This is a genomic window from Streptomyces sp. NBC_00209, assembly GCF_045206345.1.
In the GTDB taxonomy this organism is placed as follows: Bacteria; Actinomycetota; Actinomycetes; order Streptomycetales; family Streptomycetaceae; genus Streptomyces.
In genome coordinates this window covers 3,192,782-3,208,571 of the sequence record NZ_CP108121.1, presented here as the reverse complement: position 1 = coordinate 3,208,571, position 15,790 = coordinate 3,192,782, and the positions used below count along the sequence as shown (strand labels likewise).

Here is a 15,790-nt window from a genome sequence, read left to right as displayed (position 1 = left end):
CTCAGACCTCGATGATGACGGTGAACGGGCCGTGGTTGGTGAGCGAGACGCGCATGTCCGCCCCGAACCGGCCCGTCTCCACCGTCGCCCCGAGCGCCCGCAGTCGCGCCACCACCTCGTCCACCAGGGGCTCGGCGACCTCGCCGGGCGCGGCGGCGTTCCAGGTGGGGCGGCGGCCCTTCCGGGCGTCCCCGTAGAGGGTGAACTGCGAAATCACCAGAAGCGGCGCATTCACGTCGGAGCAGGACTTCTCGCCCTCCAGAATGCGGACCGACCAGAGCTTCCGGGCGAGCTGTGCGGCCTTCTCCGGGGTGTCCTCATGGGTCACCCCCACCAGCACACACAGGCCCTCGCCGGTTATTTCCCCGACGACGCGGGAACCGCCGTCGCCGTCCGCGACGTCCGCCACCGTGACGCTCGCACCATCCACCCTCTGTACCACTGCACGCATACAGACCAACCTATCTTGGGCCGAACGGGTACAGAGCAACCTCAGAAGGCCCCTCGGGGTGGCACGATGCTCGGGAGGCGGTGCGCCGACGCACCGGGTCGAGGGGATGGACACAAGCATGAGCACCCATGGAACCGGGCAGTCCCCGGGCGCAGTGCCGGTCGCGCGCCCCGGTGTCAGCGGCAGCACGGGCAACGGTACGAGTATCAGCACCATGCGCCCACCCGTACAGCGGACCGGGCAGGGCGACGACACCGGCGACGGCGCGGCCCGGGCCGAACTGACCGCCCTGCGCCTGCCGGAGCTGCGCGCGCTGCGCCGCGACGCCCAGCGCGACGAGGCCGACCTCAGCTATGTGCGGCGGCTCGTGCAGGGGCGGATCGACATCCTGCGGGCCGAGCTGGCCCGGCGCCGGGGCCCGGAGTCGCCGGTGGTGGACCGGCTGTCGGAGATCCTCGCCGACGCCCCGTCCCCGCAGCGTTCGTCCGCCCGGCACGTCACGCTGTCGACGCCGCGCAGCGACGAGTACCGCAAGCTCGCCGCCGAGACGCTGGCCGAGGTGGAGCTGTCCGACCTCGACGCCCGGACGGACGAAGAGCTGCACACCGCGATGGGGCGGCTGGTCCGCTACGAGCAGCAGGTTTCCCGGCGCCGGCACCGGCTCCAGCGCACGACGGACGGTTGCGGCGCGGAGATCGCCCGCAGGTACCGTGACGGGGAAGCACAAGTAGACGACCTGCTCGCCTGAGGCGATCCCTCCGGGGACGGGCGGGTCCCTCCCGTCCCCGGAAGGCCACCATGACCTCCAGCGCAGCCCGCACCTCCGCCATATCCGACCCGGCCCCCGGCCTGCCCGTGCTGGCGGAGGTCGTGCGGTCCGGCTTCACCGAGGGCCACCACCGGGGCTCACTGGTCGTGCTGGCCGCCGACGGCAGCGTGGAGCTGTCCCTGGGCGACCCGGCGGCGCCGGTGTTCCCGCGCTCCTCGAACAAGCCGATGCAGGCGGCGGCGGTGCTGCGGGCCGGGCTCGACCTGTCGGGGGAGCGGCTGGCGCTGGCCGCCGCGAGCCATTCCGGCGAGGGCTTCCACCTCGATCTCGTACGCAAGATGCTCACCGAGCACGGACTGTCGCCCGAGGACCTTCAGACCCCGCCGGACCTGCCGCTGGACGCGGTGGAGGCCGAGACGTATCTCGCCGCCGGGCATGTCCGCGAGCGCCTCACGATGAACTGCTCCGGCAAGCACGCGGCGATGCTCGCCGTCTGCGCGCACAACGGCTGGGACATGGACGGCTACCTGGACCCGGCGCACCCTCTCCAGCAGCTGGTGCACCAGGTCGTGGAGGAGGCCGCGGGCGAGGAGGTCGCCGCCGTCGGCACGGACGGCTGCGGGGCGCCGCTGATGGCGATCTCGCTGGTGGGCCTGGCGCGCGCGTTCCGCGGTTTCGTCCTGGCGGAGCCGGGTACGGCGGAGCGCCGGGTGGCGGACGCGATGCGGGCGCACCCGGAGTACGTGGCGGGCACCCGGCGCCCCGACACCTGGCTGATGCGCGAGGTGCCCGGCACCCTCTCCAAGATGGGCGCGGAGGCCGTGCAGGCGGTGGCCCTGGCGGACGGCCGGGCGCTGGCCTTCAAGATCGATGACGGCTCGACCCGGGCACTGGGCCCGGTCCTGGCCCGCGCGCTGGAGCTGCTGGGGATCGACGCCCCCGTGGTCGGCCGGATCGGCCGCGCGCCGCTGTCGGGCGGCCGGGCGCAGGTGGGGGAGATCCGGGCGGCGTTCTGAGCCCCGGATCTTCCCGCGTGTGCGGCCGTCAAAACGGGCCGCCACGCGTCGTCGGGCGAGGCCACGGCGCGGCGGGCGTCCTGCCCCCGGCCTACTCGCCCCGCAGCCGGCCGAGTTGCAGGCGGTGGGCGAGCGTACGGCGTACGGATGGGGAGCCGGGCGGGGAGCCGGCGGTCCGTGACGGCACGTCGAGCGCGCGGCTGATCTCGTCGTACGCGGCCCGGTGCGCGGCCAGCTCGTCCCCGTACCGCCGCAGGTCCTCCTCGACGAGCCGGCGCAGCGCGTCGGTGTTCTCGGGCGTGAAGCGCTGCCGGCCGCGCGCGAGGGCGTCGACGGCGGGGCGGCAGCGCGCGGCGGAGCCGTACGTCTCCGCGATGTCCTCCGCCACGCCCCACAGCCGCCCCTCCAGCCACGGGGGGTCGTCCTGGCCGAGTGCGAGGCCGAGCGGCTGGGGCGGTCCGGCGTCGCGGTGTTTGACCATCTGCTTGGAGACGGCGGGCTGGCTCATTCCGGTGAGGCGGGCGATGCGTTCCTGGGTCCAGCCGAGGTCGGCGAGCACCTTGATCATCTCGGTGCGCAGTCCGCGCATCTCCTCGCCCGCGCGGATGGCCTCGTTCATCCCGGCGAGCATGCGGGCGGCCTGCGCCTCGGTGAGCGCGGGGGTGCCGCAGTTCTTCTGCCTCTGATCGCCTGCCACAACCCAGTTATATACCGGGGTTCCATAACCAGGTTGTACAACCTGGTTATGGCTGTCACTCTGCTCGCATGACCACGCACACCTTCACCGCGCCCGACGGCACCCTGCTCGCTTACCGGACCTACGGGGACGGCCCGGGCGACCCCGTCGTCTGCGTGCCGGGCGGCCCGGCCGACTCCCGTTATCTGGGTGACCTCGGCGGCCTGTCGGCCCACCGCCGCCTGGTCGTCCCCGACCTGCGGGGCAACGGGGGCTCGGCGGTTCCGGAGGACGTCTCCTCGTACCGCTGCGACCGTCTGGCCGAGGACGTGGAGGCGCTGCGCCGCCACCTCGGGCTCGCCCGCGTCGATCTGCTCGGCCACTCCGCCGGGGCGAACATCGTCGTCCAGTACGCGGAGCGCCGCCCGGCCCGGATCGGCAGGCTCGCCCTGATCGCCCCGAGTACACGGGCCGTCGGCATCGACATCACCGGGGACGAGCGACGGGCGCTCGCGCGGCTGAGGAGCGGCGAACCGTGGTTCCCGGCGGCCTTCCCCGCGCTGGAGGCGATCACACGCGGGAACGGCACCGACCGGGAGGCCGTCGAACCGTTCTTCCACGGCCGCTGGGACGACGCGGCCCGCCGCCTGCGGGAGCTCGGCCGCCCCGGCAACCCGGAGTCCGTCGCGCTCTTCGGCGCCGAGGGTGCGTTCGACCCGCCGGCCACCCGCAAGGCCCTCGCCTCCCTCGCCGCGCCCGTCCTGCTGCTCGCCGGCGCGTACGACCTGAACAGCCCGCCGAGCGCGGTGGCCGCGTTCGCCGAGCTGTTCCGGGATGCCGCGCTCGTCGTGCAGCCGGGGGCGGGGCACTATCCGTGGGCGGACGACGCGGAGGCGTTCGGGGCGGTGGTGGCGGGGTTCCTCGGAGGGCGCGGCTGAGGAGGGCGCCGCCCGGTCCGTCTCCGGGGCCCTCGGCGCTGAGCAGGATCGCGTAGTCGAAGGCCCGGGGTCCCGCTGCCGACCGCCTCGATGTCCACGACGCCGCTGACCCGCCCGGCGTCCAGGAGGATGCTTCCGGGCGACGCATCAGCCGGAACCGCGTGCCGTGCCTGGGGTCGACCTCGTCCAGGACGGTTTGGGCGGCTCGTGTGCCGGGTGGTCGCGCGGAACACTTTTGCAAGCGGGTGCTTGCAAAAGTTAGCAAACGGGGGCAGCATCGAGGCATGGCCTCACTCAACGTCGGCAATCTCGGCGAGTACCTGCGGGAGCAGCGCCGCAGCGCGCAGCTCTCCCTGCGGCAGCTCGCCGATGCCGCCGGGGTGTCCAACCCCTACCTCAGCCAGATCGAGCGCGGGCTGCGCAAGCCGAGCGCAGAGGTGTTGCAGCAGGTCGCCAAGGCGCTGCGCATCTCCGCCGAGACCCTGTACGTGCGGGCCGGGATTCTGGACGAGCGGCAGCAGGACGAGCTGGAGACGCGGGCGGTGATCCTCGCCGATCCGTCGATCAACGAGCGCCAGAAGAGCGTGCTGCTCCAGATCTACGCGTCCTTCCGCAAGGAGAACGGGTTGGACGACGAGCCCGGGGCAGACACTCCCTTCAATGCCGACGGCAGTGCTGCCGATACAGCTTGAGAGCTCCATCACCCTCACACCCAGTCTGATGATCCGGGAGGACCACAGTCATGGCCATCACCGATGACCTGCGCAAGACCCTCACCGACCCGACCCCCCTCTACTTCGCCGCCGGCACCGCCGACCTCGCCGTGCGCCAGGCCCGCAAGGTGCCCGCGCTGCTCGACCAGCTGCGGGCCGAGGCCCCGGAGCGGATCGAGGCCGTACGGAACACCGACCCCAAGGCCGTCCAGGAGAGGGTCACCGAGCAGGCCCGGGAGGCGCAGGCCGTCTTCCAGGCCAGGGTCACCGAGGTGATCGGCGCCTTCGATACCGACCTGAAGAAGCTCGGCGAGAACGCCCAGGACCTGGCGCTGCGCGGGGTGGGCGTCGCCGCCGAGTACGCCGTACGGGCCCGGGAGACGTACGAGAAGGTCGCCGAGCGCGGCGAGCGCACCGTGCGGACGTGGCGGGGCGAGACCGCCGACGAGATCGTGGAGATCGCCGTCGTCGTGGAGCCGCGCAAGGAGTCCGAGCCGGCTGCCGCGCCGAAGCCGGCCGCCCCCGCGAAGCCCGCTCCCGCCGCCAAGCCCGCCGCCGTCAAGCCGGCCACCACGGCCAAGCCCGCCGCCGCGAAGCCGAAGCCCGCCGCTGCCAAGCCGACCGCCGCCAAGAAGGCGCCGGCGCGGAAGCCCGCCGCGAAGAAGGCCACCCCGCCCTCCGGCAAGTAGCGCCGATGCCCCCGGCAGGTGTGCCGGGGCGGCGGGCGGGCACATTCCGGGTGGCCCGTTCGTTGTCCCGGTACCTTGGCCGCGAGGCGCTTTCACCTGACTAGGCGGTGCACATCATGTTGCTCGACGGCTTCAACTCGTTCCTCGGGCTGCTCTCCGCGGCCATGCTCGTCCTTGCCGTGGTCGCGCTGGTCATGGCTCTGATGGCCCGCGAGGACGCCTACCGCGCGGCGGACAAGCAGAAGAAGTCCTTCTGGCTGATCGTCCTCGGCATCGTGGTGGCGGTGAACCTCTGGCCCATCTTCATCTTCCTGCAGATCGCCGGCCTGATCGCCACCATCGTCTTCTTCGTGGACGTACGGCCCGCCCTCAAGGCCGTCGGTGGCGGTGGCCGCCGACGCGGCGGATCCAGCAGTGACGGCCCGTACGGCCCCTACAACGGCGGGCGCTGAGCCCTCGCCGGTGAGGCCGGGCGCGGGCGCGGGATGTTCACGCTCCGCGCGCCGCCCGGGGGCCGGAGGCGGGTGGCGTCCTGGTCGCGGTCGAGCAGCAGGACCGCGACGTCGTCCGTCAGTTCGCCGCCGTTCAGTTCCCGCACCTGGGCGACCGCAGCTTCCAGCAGTTCCTCGCCGGTCAGGCCCTCGGCGAGCTGCCGGTTGACCATCGCCACCATGCCGTCCTGTCCGAGGCGCTGCGTGCCGTCGCCGACGCGGCCCTCGATCAGGCCGTCCGTGTACATCATCAGGCTCCAGGCCCCGCCCAGTTCCACTTGCCGGCGCGGCCACCGCGCACGCGGCAGCAGGCCCAGGGCCGGTCCGCCGTCCTGGTACGGGAGCAGCTGCGCCGCCCGTCCGTGGCGGGCGATCAGCGGTGCGGGGTGCCCGGCCAGGCACAGGCCCGCCCGGCGGCCGTCCGGTGCGATGTCCACCGTGCAGAGCGTCGCGAAGATCTCCTCGCTCTCCCGCTCGTGCTCCAGGACCTCCTGGAGCGTGGACAGCAGCTCGTCGCCGCACAGCCCCGCCAGCGTCAACGCGCGCCACGCTATGCGCAGTTCCACGCCGAGCGCGGCCTCGTCCGGGCCGTGGCCGCAGACGTCGCCGATCATCGCGTGCACCGTGCCGTCCGGAGTGCGGACCGTGTCGTAGAAGTCCCCGCCGAGCAGCGCGCGGCTGCGGCCCGGGCGGTAGCGCGCCGCGAAGCGCAGGTCGGAGCCGTCGAGGAGCGGGGTCGGGAGCAGCCCGCGTTCCAGCCGGGCGTTCTCCTGGGCGCGCAGCCGGGACTCGGTGAGCTGGTGCTGTGCGACGTCGGCCCGTTTGCGTTCCACGGCGTAGCGGATGGCCCGGCTCAGCAGCCTGCTGTCCAGCTCGCCCCGGAAGAGATAGTCCTGCGCGCCCACCCGGACCGCCTCGGCGGCCAGCTCGGCGTCGTCCTCCGCGGTGAGGGCGAGCACGGCGTGCCGGGGGGCGATCCGCAGGACGTGCTTGAGCGTGGCGAGCCCGTCCTCCTCGCCCTCCCCGTCGCCCCGCGCCTCGGCGCCGGCCGGCAGGGCCAGGTCCAGCAGGATGCAGTCCACGTCGTCGGTGAGGAGCCGGCCCGCCTCGGTGAGGTTCCGGGCGGCACGGATACGGACCCGGGCACCGGCCGCGGTGGAGAGCTCCGGGGCGGTGAAGGTGCCCGCCGGGTCGTCCTCGATCACGAGGAGGGTGAGGCCGGCGCCGGAGCTGTTCTCCGCAGCGGGCGCGGAACACGGCTGCGGTACGGGTACGGGCATCGGTTCGGGTTTCCTTCCCTCCCCCCGAGGGCGCGGCGGAGCGACGAACGACGTCCCGCCAGACGGGGACCATAGCGGTACGGACCAGGGGAACGGAATGGCGACCCGCCCGCCGCGCCTGGCATCTGCACCGCCATAAGCCGCGTCCCACCACGGATCAGGCGCGGTGGCCGCGCCGAGGCGGCCGATCCCGACATGACAAAGGTCACGCCACCCGGGGCCCGTCCCGGGCCGCGCGCAGCCGACGGAAAGGCCCCGGAAGGCGTTGGCGCGGGTGGGCGGCCCGGGGCCCGGCCCCGCCGGGGCCAACGGCGTCCGGCGCGGTACCCCGCCCCGCCGTCCGCCCGAGGACTACGCGTCGGGGCGGACCACGCCGAGTATCTGCATCGAGCCCGCGCCCGCCAGGGTGACGTCGCGGCCGGGGCGAGGGGCGTGGATGATCTGGCCGTTGCCCACGTACATGCCGACGTGGGTGGCGTCGGCGTGGTAGATGATCAGGTCGCCGGGGCGCATGTCCTTGATCGCGATGTGCGGCAGCAGCCGCCACTGCTCCTGCGAGGTGCGCGGGATCGGGCGGCCCGCCGCCGCCCACGCCTGGGACGTCAGCCCGGAGCAGTCGTACGACTTGGGGCCCTCCGCGCCCCACACGTACGGCTTGCCGATCTGCGCGGTCGCGAAGGCCACCGCCTGCTTGCCGAGCGGGCTCGCGTTCCGGTTGATCTCCTTCAGCGCGCCGGAGTCGAGCCACGCGGTCTGCGCCTGCCGCGCCGCCTCCCGCTCCAGTTCGAGGAGCCGGGCCCGCTCCTCCTTCTCCAGCCGCGACTCCAGCTTCTTCGCCGCCGCTATCTGTGAGTTGATCTTCTTCTTGGCCTTGGCCTGCTTGACCCGGCCGGCTTCCAGCTTGGTCCAGTTGGTGCTGGCGTCCTTGGTGTACGTCTCCAAGTCCTGCTGCGTCCTGGTCAGTTCCTCCAGGAGACCCTTGCCGGCCTGCTGGCCCTGGCGCGTACGGCTGATGCCGTCGAGGAAGAGCTGCGGGTCGCCGCTGAGCATGAGCCGCGCGCCCGGCGGGAGCCCGGCGTTGCGGTACTCCTCGCGGGCCTGGGCGCCGGCGCGGTCCTTGAGAGCGGCGATCTTCGCCCGGCCCTCAACTATCGACTGCGCCAGCTCGACCAGCTCGCCCGACTGCTTCTTGGCCCTCTCCTCGGCGAGGTTGTACGCGTCCGTGGCGGCGCCCGCCTCCAGGTACAGCTCATCGATCTCCGCGCGCACCTCTTCCAGGCTTTTCCCGCCGCCGTCGGCGGACCCCGGCGGTGGCGGTGCGGCGAGTGCCTGGACCGGCGAGGCGAGGACCGCCAGCGCGCAGACCAGAGTGATCGCGGCGGCGGCACAGTGGCGTCGGTACACGAGCTCCCCCTCCGAGCAGTTCCCAACTGTTCGAGCAGCACCAGAAAACTGATTAACCGTCAGTAACATGTGACGTCGACCAGATCGTGCCATGCCGTACCGAAAAGCAACAGAGGCAGACACACCCCGGCCTTCGGGCGGCACTTCGCTATTCCGTGATTCCCCGCCACCCCGCGCCCCCGACGTCCCACTCACTCCGACGAACGATGACCGCCGGCCGTTCCCACCGCAGGGGGTGAATCCCGGCGCAACGAGGACGCGCCCTCGCGCTGCCCAAGTGCGCCCCCTCACCACCCCCCGGGCTCCAGCGCCCCCCACGCCACCGTTACCTCGCCCTGGCGCCACCGCCGCACCCCGTCCGTCAGCGGCCAGTCGCCCGAGAGCGCCCGCACCGCCGTGATCCAGCGCTGCCGGGCCCCCAGCGAGGCGTAGGGCGCCGCGGCCGCCCACGCCCGGTCGAAGTCGCGCAGGAAGGCGTGCACCCGCTCACCCGGGACATTGCGGTGGATCAGTGCCTTCGGCAGCCGTTCGGCGAGATCGGAGGGCCGGTCCAGCGAGCCCAGCCGGGTCGCGAAGGTCACCGTGCGCGGCCCCTCCGGCCCCAGCGCCACCCACACGTGCCGGCGCCCGATCTCGTCGCAGGTGCCCTCCACCAGCAGCCCGCCCGGCGCCAGCCGTTCGCACAGCCGCTGCCAGACCCCGGCCACCTCGCCCTCGTCGTACTGGCGCAGCACATTCGCCGCCCGGATCAGGGAGGGCCGCTCCGGCAACGGGATCTCGAAGCCGCCGTGCCGGAAGGTGAGGCCCTCGCGGGCGTACGGCTGCGCGGCGGCGACCCGCTCCGGGGAGATCTCGATGCCGACCACCGCCGTGCGTGGTTCGGCGGTGCGCAGGCGCTCCAGCAGTTCGACCGCGGTCCAGGGCGCGGCCCCGTAACCGAGGTCGACGGCGACGGGGGTCTCGGCGCGGCGCAGGGCGGGGCCGTGCGTGGCGGCGATCCAGCGGTCCATGCGGCGCAGCCGGTTCGGGTTGGTGGTCCCGCGGGTCGCGGTGCCGATCGGGCGCATGACACAGAGCGTAACGATCCGGGCGGATGCGGGCGCCGGGCGGGCGGGAGAGCATCGGGGCGGCCCCCGCGTTTGCGCCGTAATGATTTGGCAAAGCGGAAATGAAAGGAGGGATTCCGCTGTTCCCCACCTTCGAAGGGACCGTGTGCCCCTTCGGTGCCATGCCGTGAACCGCGCCGGCACCGGGGCCCAGCGAGGAGGACGGACGACGTGACCCAGTACGTCTCTCGGCTCGGCAGCAGCCGTGGCGCACCGCGTCTCAGGTTCCCCGCAGGTCTCACCGGCTCCTTCACCGCCGGTCACCGCAGGCCCCGCCGTATCGCGATGCTCTCCGTGCACACCTCCCCGCTGCACCAGCCGGGGACGGGCGACGCCGGCGGGATGAACGTGTACATCGTGGAGCTGGCCAAGCGGCTCGCCGCGATCAACATCGAGGTCGAGATCTTCACCCGCTCCACCACCGGAGGGCTGCCCTCCGCCGTGGACCTGGCGCCCGGTGTCCTCGTCCGACACATCGACGCGGGGCCGTACGAGGGTCTGGCCAAGGAGGAGCTGCCCGCGCAGCTCTGCGCCTTCACCCACGGTGTGATGCAGGCGTGGGCCGGTCAGCGCCCCGGCTACTACGACCTCGTCCATTCCCACTACTGGCTCTCCGGACACGTCGGCTGGCTGGCCGCACAGCGCTGGGGCGTTCCCCTCGTGCACGCCATGCACACCATGGCCAAGGTGAAGAACGCCGCGCTCGCCGAGGGCGACAGCCCCGAGCCCGCCGCCCGCGTCATCGGCGAGACCCAGATCGTGGACGCCGCGGACCGGCTGATCGCCAACACCGCCGAGGAGGCGGGCGAGCTGGTCCGGTTCTACGACGCCGACCCGCAGGCCGTCGCCGTCGTCCATCCCGGCGTCAACCTCGACCGCTTCCGCCCCGGCGACGGCCGGGCCGCCGCCCGCGCCCGTCTCGGCCTTCCGCAGGACGCCCTGATCCCCCTCTTCGCGGGCCGCATACAGCCGCTGAAGGCCCCCGACGTGCTGCTGCGGGCGGTCGCCGTGCTGCTCGACCGGGACCCCTCGCTGCGGTCCCGGATCGTCGTGCCCGTCGTCGGCGGCCCCAGCGGCAGCGGCCTCGCGAAGCCGGAGGGGCTGCAGAAGCTCGCGGCCCGGCTGGGCATCGCGGACGTCGTGCGGTTCCACCCGCCGGTCGGGCAGGACCAGCTCGCCGACTGGTTCCGGGCCGCCTCCGTGCTGGTCATGCCCTCGTACAGCGAGTCCTTCGGGCTTGTCGCGGTCGAGGCCCAGGCAGCCGGGACGCCGGTCGTCGCGGCGGCGGTGGGCGGCCTCCCGGTGGCCGTGCGCGACGGGGTCAGCGGCTTCCTGATCCCCGGGCACGATCCGGCCGCGTACGCCCAGGCGCTGGAGCGGTTCGCGCAGGCGCCGGAGCTGGTCGCGCGGATGGGCGGAGCGGCGGCGGAGCATGCCCAGCGGTTCGGCTGGGACACGGCGGCGGCCGCCACCGCGGAGGTGTACACGGCGGCCATTCAGGAACACCGCAGGCGGACCCGCACCCGTCACGCCTGACCGGGCCGTACCCGCCGCGCGCCACCGCGTAACCCCCTCCACACCAGCCCCGACCGCGCGCCTTTGCCACCTGACGTACGCTCGAAACATGGCTGACGCACCCGTACCGGCGAAGAACGAGGCCACTCGGGCCGCCCAGGTGCTCGAAGCGAGCTTCGCCGACGCCGGGCTCGACTGGGAGAGCCCCGCACCGGGCAGCTACGTCGTCCAGCTCCCCGGCACCCGCAAGCTGGCGACCACCTGCTCGCTGATCGTCGGTGCGCACAGCCTCTCCCTCAACGCCTTCGTCATCCGGCACCCCGACGAGAACGACGCGGCGGTGCACCGCTGGCTGCTGGAACGGAACCTGCGCCTGTTCGGCGTGGGTTACGCGATCGACCAGCTCGGGGACATCTACCTCACCGGCAAGCTGCCGCTGGCCGTCGTGACGCCCGAGGAGGTGGACCGGCTGCTCGGCTCCGTGCTGGAGGCGGCGGACGGCGCCTTCAACTCCCTGCTGGAGATCGGTTTCGCGACCGCGATCCGCAAGGAGTACGCCTGGCGGGTCTCGCGCGGCGAGTCCACGCGTAATCTCGACGCCTTCGCGCACCTCACCCAGCGCCCATCGGGCTGACCTCGCGTCACCCTCGTACGCGCGTCGCCGACTCGATCCCCTTCAGCGTGGCCTCAAGACGGGGTGCGACCTCGTTCCGGGCCCACTCCAGCTGGTCCCCGGACGTGCCGCGCGGACATGACCACGTACGGGCCGGTGGCGGCGGTCGGGTCGAGCTCGGCGGCCTGCGAGCCGCTGACCGGGGGCATGTACAACGCCGTCAGCCGCGTCCGGCTGACGGACGGGCCCCCTGAACGGTGTGCGCGAAGTGATCACGACGTCGTCACGATCACGTGCGATGCCCAAGGTAAAGGATTGCCAAACCACAGTGGGCTCATAGAGTTGGAGCACCCCCACGCACCCTCATTTCAGCCGCGCCGAACCCGGCCTGGCTGCTCGCGTGCGGGCGAAACACTTTGAGCAGAAGGACGGGCCATGCGACCCACTGTCATACGCCGTACCGCCGTTGCCGCCTCCGTGATGTCCCTGGCGCTGTTCGCCGCCGCCTGCGGTTCGGACAGCGACGACAAGGGCGCCGACAAGGCGGCCGGCTCCTCTGCCCAGCCTTCGGGGAAGGGCGCCGACAAGGGCGCGGAGGCCCCCGCGAAGGCGTTGTCCGCCGCCGAGCTGGAGCAGGTCTCGCTGGCACAGGGCGACGTCAAGGACCACAAGATCACCAAGGCCGGTCCGGCCGACCTGATCGACGCCAAGGACGTGACCGCGGACAAGGAGTCCTGCGACGTCCTCGGCGACGCGCTGATGGGTGCGAAGGCCGGTTCGCCCGTCGCCAGCACCCAGCGCAAGGTTGCCAGCGTGCCGAAGAAGGGCGCGGACAAGGACATCGCCGACCCGGAGGAGGCGTTCAAGGCCGCCTTCGACATCACGACCACGATGACCACGCTCGCGTCGTACGACGGCAAGGGCGCCGAGGAGACGCTGGCCGCGCTGCGCACCGCCGCGACGGACTGCGCGGGCGGCTTCACATTCACCGTCGGCGGGGACAAGCAGAAGGTCGCCAAGATCGTGGAGGAGCAGGTCAAGGGCGGCGAGGAGGCGGCGGCCTGGACGGTGACGGTGGAGTCGGACGGCGAGAAGAACTCCCTCAAGCTCACCGCGCTGCGTCAGGGCGCGACGCTCGCCACGCTCAGCTCGATGAACCTCGCGGCCGCGGGCTCCGGCGAGGACTTCGACCTGCCGACCGCGGTGATCGACGCGCAGGCGAAGAAGCTCGCCTGACCTCTCGTCAAGGAAGCGGAACGAGCCGTACGACGGTGACGGTGAGGACCGAACCGGAGACGTAATAGAGCACGATCGCCCCGGCGACCGTCGCCTCCCGGCGATCGTGCTCCCCCTTGACGGCGGTCGACCCGTGCCCATAGGGCTCACGGCCCAGGGTCGCCGCCATCTCGTCCCGGAATGTTTCACCGTCCGCCATCTTGGCAAGGGTGTCGTCGGCGGGCGGCGCGTAGGAGATCCGGAAGCTCAAGCGACGCTCCGCCTCTCGGCCTCGTCCCGCGCCAGCCGGTCCAGAATCCGCTCGGCCTCCGGATCGGGCACGGCCTCCAGCATCCAGTGCCGCATCACGGCCTGGATCTCATGCACCCCGGCCTCGTTGATGGCCCGCTCGAACTCCGCCCGCCGCCCCTCCGGCAACGCGTCCCGGATCGCCGGAATGCTGTTGGGCACCTCGACCTCGGCACCCCCGACAAAGGTCTTCAAAGGCTCACCCATAACCGCCCTCCCGCTCTTCCCCGCATGGGGCACAGGGTACGGGCCGGGGTGACGCGCGTCACTCCGTCCAGGAGTTCCGGAACACGGAGAAGCCCCCGCCTGACCGTGCAGGGCGGGGGCCTTCTCGGGGCAGGTACTACTTCTTGCCCTGGTTCTTCACTGCCTCGATGGCGGCCTTCGCCGCGTCCGCGTCGAGGTAGGTGCCGCCCGGGTTCAGGGGGCGGAACTCCGCGTCGAGTTCGTAGGTGAGCGGGATGCCCGTGGGGATGTTCAGGCCCGCGATGTCGGCGTCGGAGACGCCGTCGAGGTGCTTGACCAGGGCGCGGAGGCTGTTGCCGTGGGCGGCGACCAGGACCGTGCGGCCGGTCAGGAGGTCCGGGACGATGCCGTCGTACCAGTACGGCAGCATGCGCGTGACGACGTCCTTCAGGCACTCCGTGCGCGGGCGGATCTCCGGCGGGATCGTCGCGTAGCGCGCGTCGTCGCTCTGGGAGAACTCGGTGCCGTCCTCAAGGGCGGGCGGCGGGGTGTCGTACGAGCGGCGCCAGAGCATGAACTGCTCCTCGCCGAACTCGGCGAGCGTCTGCGCCTTGTCCTTGCCCTGGAGCGCGCCGTAGTGACGTTCGTTCAGACGCCAGGAGCGGTGTACGGGGATCCAGTGGCGGTCCGCGGCCTCCAGCGCGAGCTGGGCCGTGCGGATGGCGCGCTTCTGCAGGGAGGTGTGCAGCACGTCGGGGAGCAGGCCGGCGTCCTTCAGCAGCTCACCGCCGCGGACCGCCTCCTTCTCGCCCTTCTCGGTGAGGTTGACGTCCACCCATCCGGTGAACAGGTTCTTCGCGTTCCACTCGCTCTCGCCGTGGCGGAGGAGGATCAGCTTGTACGGTGCGTCGGCCATGAGTCCGAGCGTAATCGAACCCGTCCGAGCCGCGCGCGACCGGTCACAGAGCGGACAGGGCCGTCGTTTGACGGCGACCGTCAATCGAGTGGCAGGCGGCCTCACGGATTCGTAATGTTCGGACCGTCGGTGGGCCTCTTACTTCCCCCGGCGTCATCCGTCGTACGTCCCCGGGGGGAACCCGCATGTCTGCCACCGGTCTCGGACGGGCCACCCGTGCCACCCGGGAAACCGTCTCCGGGCTCCCCAGGGAGTTCTGGTGGCTGTGGACCAGCACCCTGGTCAACCGCCTGGGCGCGTTCGTCGCCACCTTCATGGCCCTCTATCTGACCCTGGACCGCGGCTACTCCGCCTCGTACGCCGGTCTCGTCGCCGCCCTCCACGGGCTCGGCGGGGTCGTCTCCTCGCTCGGGGCCGGGGTGCTGACCGACCGCGTCGGGCGGCGGCCCACCATGCTCGCCGCCCAGCTCTCCACCGCCGCCGCGGTCGCCGTGCTCGGCTTCATGACGCATCCGGCGGCCATCGCCGGGGTCGCGTTCCTCGTCGGCATGGCGAGCAACGCCTCCCGCCCCGCGGTCCAGGCGATGATCGCCGACATCGTCCCCGCGAAGGACCGGGTGCGGGCCTTCTCGCTCAACTACTGGGCCATCAACCTCGGCTTCGCGGTCTCCTCCGCCGGCGCCGGGTTCGTCGCCGAGTACAGCTACCGCGCGGGCTTCGTCGGCGAGGCCGCGATGACCCTCGTCTGCGCGGTCGTCGTCTTCCTGAAGGTGCCGGAGTCCCGCCCGGAGCGGTCCGGCGGGCCCTCGGTCGGCGGGGTGCCCACAGGCGACGGCGTACGGCTCTCCACCGTGCTGCGCGACGGACGGTTCATGGGCGTCGTCGGCCTGTCGTTCGTGATCGCGCTGATCTTCCAGCAGGGTTACGTGGGCCTGCCGGTGGCCATGGGCACGGACGGGCTCAGCAGCTCCGACTTCGGTACGGCGATCGCCGTCAACGGCGTCCTCATCGTCGTGCTCCAGATCCCCGTCACCCGGTTCATCCAGAGCCGCGACCCGCGCCGACTGCTCGTCGCCTCCTCGCTGCTCGCGGGGTACGGGTTCGGGCTGACGGCCTTCGCCGGTTCCGTCGGGGTGTACGCGCTGACCATCAGCGTGTGGACGGTCGCCGAGATCATCAACGCGCCCGTGCAGAACGGTCTGGTCGTCCAGCTGTCCCCGGCCCACGGCAGGGGCCGCTACCAGGGCATGTACACCCTGTCCTGGTCGGCCGCCGCGCTCATCGCCCCGCTGATGTCCGGTGTGGTCATCGACCACTTGGGCGCCGGCTGGCTGTGGGCGACCACCGCCCTCCTGGGCACGGTGGCCTCCGCCGGCTACTGGCTGCTCATGCGCGGGCTACCGACGGCGGAGACCGCGGTGGCGGAGACCGACGCACCGGCGCGGCCGGCCGGGGCACGGGTCACGAAGGCGGAGGCGTCACCCTCGTAACCCGTACGGCCCA

18 protein-coding genes are annotated in these 15,790 nt (G+C 72.4%); 10 read left to right on the top strand and 8 right to left on the bottom strand.

The window, feature by feature from the left end; genetic code table 11:
* Nucleotide 1: 1 nt before the first annotated feature.
* Nucleotides 2-451 carry a D-aminoacyl-tRNA deacylase gene (gene dtd / locus OG867_RS14445; RefSeq protein WP_361029909.1) on the bottom strand — a complete coding sequence of 150 codons (450 nt, stop codon included), beginning with the start codon at nt 449-451 and terminating at the stop codon, nt 2-4.
* A 118-nt stretch (nt 452-569) separates the two neighbouring features.
* On the opposite strand from dtd, the gene OG867_RS14440 reads away from it, so the two are divergent.
* Both OG867_RS14440 and OG867_RS14435 read left to right on the top strand, forming a co-directional pair.
* A complete protein-coding gene (locus OG867_RS14440) occupies nt 570-1,199 on the top strand; it encodes an ABC transporter substrate-binding protein (protein WP_406285627.1) in 630 nt (209 codons plus the stop codon).
* Nucleotides 1,200-1,249: 50 nt separating this feature from the next.
* The gene (locus tag OG867_RS14435) at nt 1,250-2,236 is read left to right on the top strand and encodes an asparaginase (protein ID WP_406285625.1); all 987 of its coding nucleotides are present in this window, start codon (nt 1,250-1,252) and stop codon (nt 2,234-2,236) included.
* Nucleotides 2,237-2,327: 91 nt separating this feature from the next.
* Here OG867_RS14435 and OG867_RS14430 read toward each other — a convergent pair whose 3' ends face one another.
* Nucleotides 2,328-2,933 carry a sigma-70 family RNA polymerase sigma factor gene (locus tag OG867_RS14430; RefSeq protein WP_406285623.1) on the bottom strand — a complete coding sequence of 202 codons (606 nt, stop codon included), beginning with the start codon at nt 2,931-2,933 and terminating at the stop codon, nt 2,328-2,330.
* Nucleotides 2,934-3,001: 68 nt separating this feature from the next.
* On the opposite strand from OG867_RS14430, the gene OG867_RS14425 reads away from it, so the two are divergent.
* The 4 genes from OG867_RS14425 (at nt 3,002) to OG867_RS14410 (ending at nt 5,704) form a co-directional block, all read left to right on the top strand.
* Nucleotides 3,002-3,850 (top strand): alpha/beta fold hydrolase, encoded by an 849-nt coding sequence (locus OG867_RS14425; protein ID WP_406285621.1) that lies wholly within the window; start codon nt 3,002-3,004, stop codon nt 3,848-3,850.
* 284 nt (nt 3,851-4,134) lie between these two features.
* Nucleotides 4,135-4,542, top strand: a complete 408-nt coding sequence (locus tag OG867_RS14420; protein WP_328901394.1) for a helix-turn-helix domain-containing protein — start codon at nt 4,135-4,137, stop codon at nt 4,540-4,542.
* Nucleotides 4,543-4,592: 50 nt separating this feature from the next.
* The gene (locus tag OG867_RS14415; RefSeq protein WP_328901395.1) at nt 4,593-5,252 is read left to right on the top strand and encodes a hypothetical protein; all 660 of its coding nucleotides are present in this window, start codon (nt 4,593-4,595) and stop codon (nt 5,250-5,252) included.
* A gap of 116 nt (nt 5,253-5,368) precedes the next feature.
* A complete protein-coding gene (locus tag OG867_RS14410) occupies nt 5,369-5,704 on the top strand; it encodes a DUF2516 family protein (protein WP_328901396.1) in 336 nt (111 codons plus the stop codon).
* Here the strand turns inward: OG867_RS14410 and OG867_RS14405 are convergent.
* The 3 genes from OG867_RS14405 to OG867_RS14395 form a co-directional block, all read right to left on the bottom strand.
* Complete coding sequence (locus tag OG867_RS14405) at nt 5,686-7,023, bottom strand: SpoIIE family protein phosphatase (RefSeq protein WP_328901397.1); 1,338 nt, start codon at nt 7,021-7,023, stop codon at nt 5,686-5,688. The genes OG867_RS14410 and OG867_RS14405 overlap by 19 nt on opposite strands.
* 351 nt (nt 7,024-7,374) lie before the next feature.
* Nucleotides 7,375-8,427, bottom strand: a complete 1,053-nt coding sequence (locus OG867_RS14400) for an NlpC/P60 family protein (RefSeq protein ID WP_406285618.1) — start codon at nt 8,425-8,427, stop codon at nt 7,375-7,377.
* A 287-nt stretch (nt 8,428-8,714) separates the two neighbouring features.
* Complete coding sequence (locus OG867_RS14395; RefSeq protein ID WP_406285616.1) at nt 8,715-9,494, bottom strand: class I SAM-dependent methyltransferase; 780 nt, start codon at nt 9,492-9,494, stop codon at nt 8,715-8,717.
* Nucleotides 9,495-9,704: 210 nt separating this feature from the next.
* Between OG867_RS14395 and mshA the strand changes: the two genes are divergently transcribed.
* The 3 genes from mshA (at nt 9,705) to OG867_RS14380 (ending at nt 12,897) form a co-directional block, all read left to right on the top strand.
* Nucleotides 9,705-11,069, top strand: coding sequence for a D-inositol-3-phosphate glycosyltransferase (mshA, locus tag OG867_RS14390; protein ID WP_328901400.1), 1,365 nt, complete (start codon nt 9,705-9,707; stop codon nt 11,067-11,069).
* An 88-nt stretch (nt 11,070-11,157) separates the two neighbouring features.
* Nucleotides 11,158-11,682 (top strand): YbjN domain-containing protein, encoded by a 525-nt coding sequence (locus OG867_RS14385; RefSeq protein ID WP_406285614.1) that lies wholly within the window; start codon nt 11,158-11,160, stop codon nt 11,680-11,682.
* Between the two features lie 414 nt (nt 11,683-12,096).
* A complete protein-coding gene (locus OG867_RS14380; RefSeq protein ID WP_406285612.1) occupies nt 12,097-12,897 on the top strand; it encodes a hypothetical protein in 801 nt (266 codons plus the stop codon).
* Nucleotides 12,898-12,904: 7 nt separating this feature from the next.
* Here OG867_RS14380 and OG867_RS14375 read toward each other — a convergent pair whose 3' ends face one another.
* The 3 genes from OG867_RS14375 to OG867_RS14365 form a co-directional block, all read right to left on the bottom strand.
* Nucleotides 12,905-13,147, bottom strand: a complete 243-nt coding sequence (locus OG867_RS14375; RefSeq protein ID WP_161207978.1) for a hypothetical protein — start codon at nt 13,145-13,147, stop codon at nt 12,905-12,907.
* A complete protein-coding gene (locus tag OG867_RS14370) occupies nt 13,144-13,392 on the bottom strand; it encodes a hypothetical protein (RefSeq protein WP_073964763.1) in 249 nt (82 codons plus the stop codon). Before OG867_RS14370 ends, OG867_RS14375 begins: the two co-directional genes overlap by 4 nt.
* A 136-nt stretch (nt 13,393-13,528) precedes the next feature.
* Nucleotides 13,529-14,287 carry a phosphoglyceromutase gene (locus OG867_RS14365; RefSeq protein ID WP_328901404.1) on the bottom strand — a complete coding sequence of 253 codons (759 nt, stop codon included), beginning with the start codon at nt 14,285-14,287 and terminating at the stop codon, nt 13,529-13,531.
* A 185-nt stretch (nt 14,288-14,472) separates the two neighbouring features.
* On the opposite strand from OG867_RS14365, the gene OG867_RS14360 reads away from it, so the two are divergent.
* Nucleotides 14,473-15,777 (top strand): MDR family MFS transporter, encoded by a 1,305-nt coding sequence (locus tag OG867_RS14360; protein WP_406285609.1) that lies wholly within the window; start codon nt 14,473-14,475, stop codon nt 15,775-15,777.
* Nucleotides 15,778-15,790 lie beyond the last annotated feature (13 nt).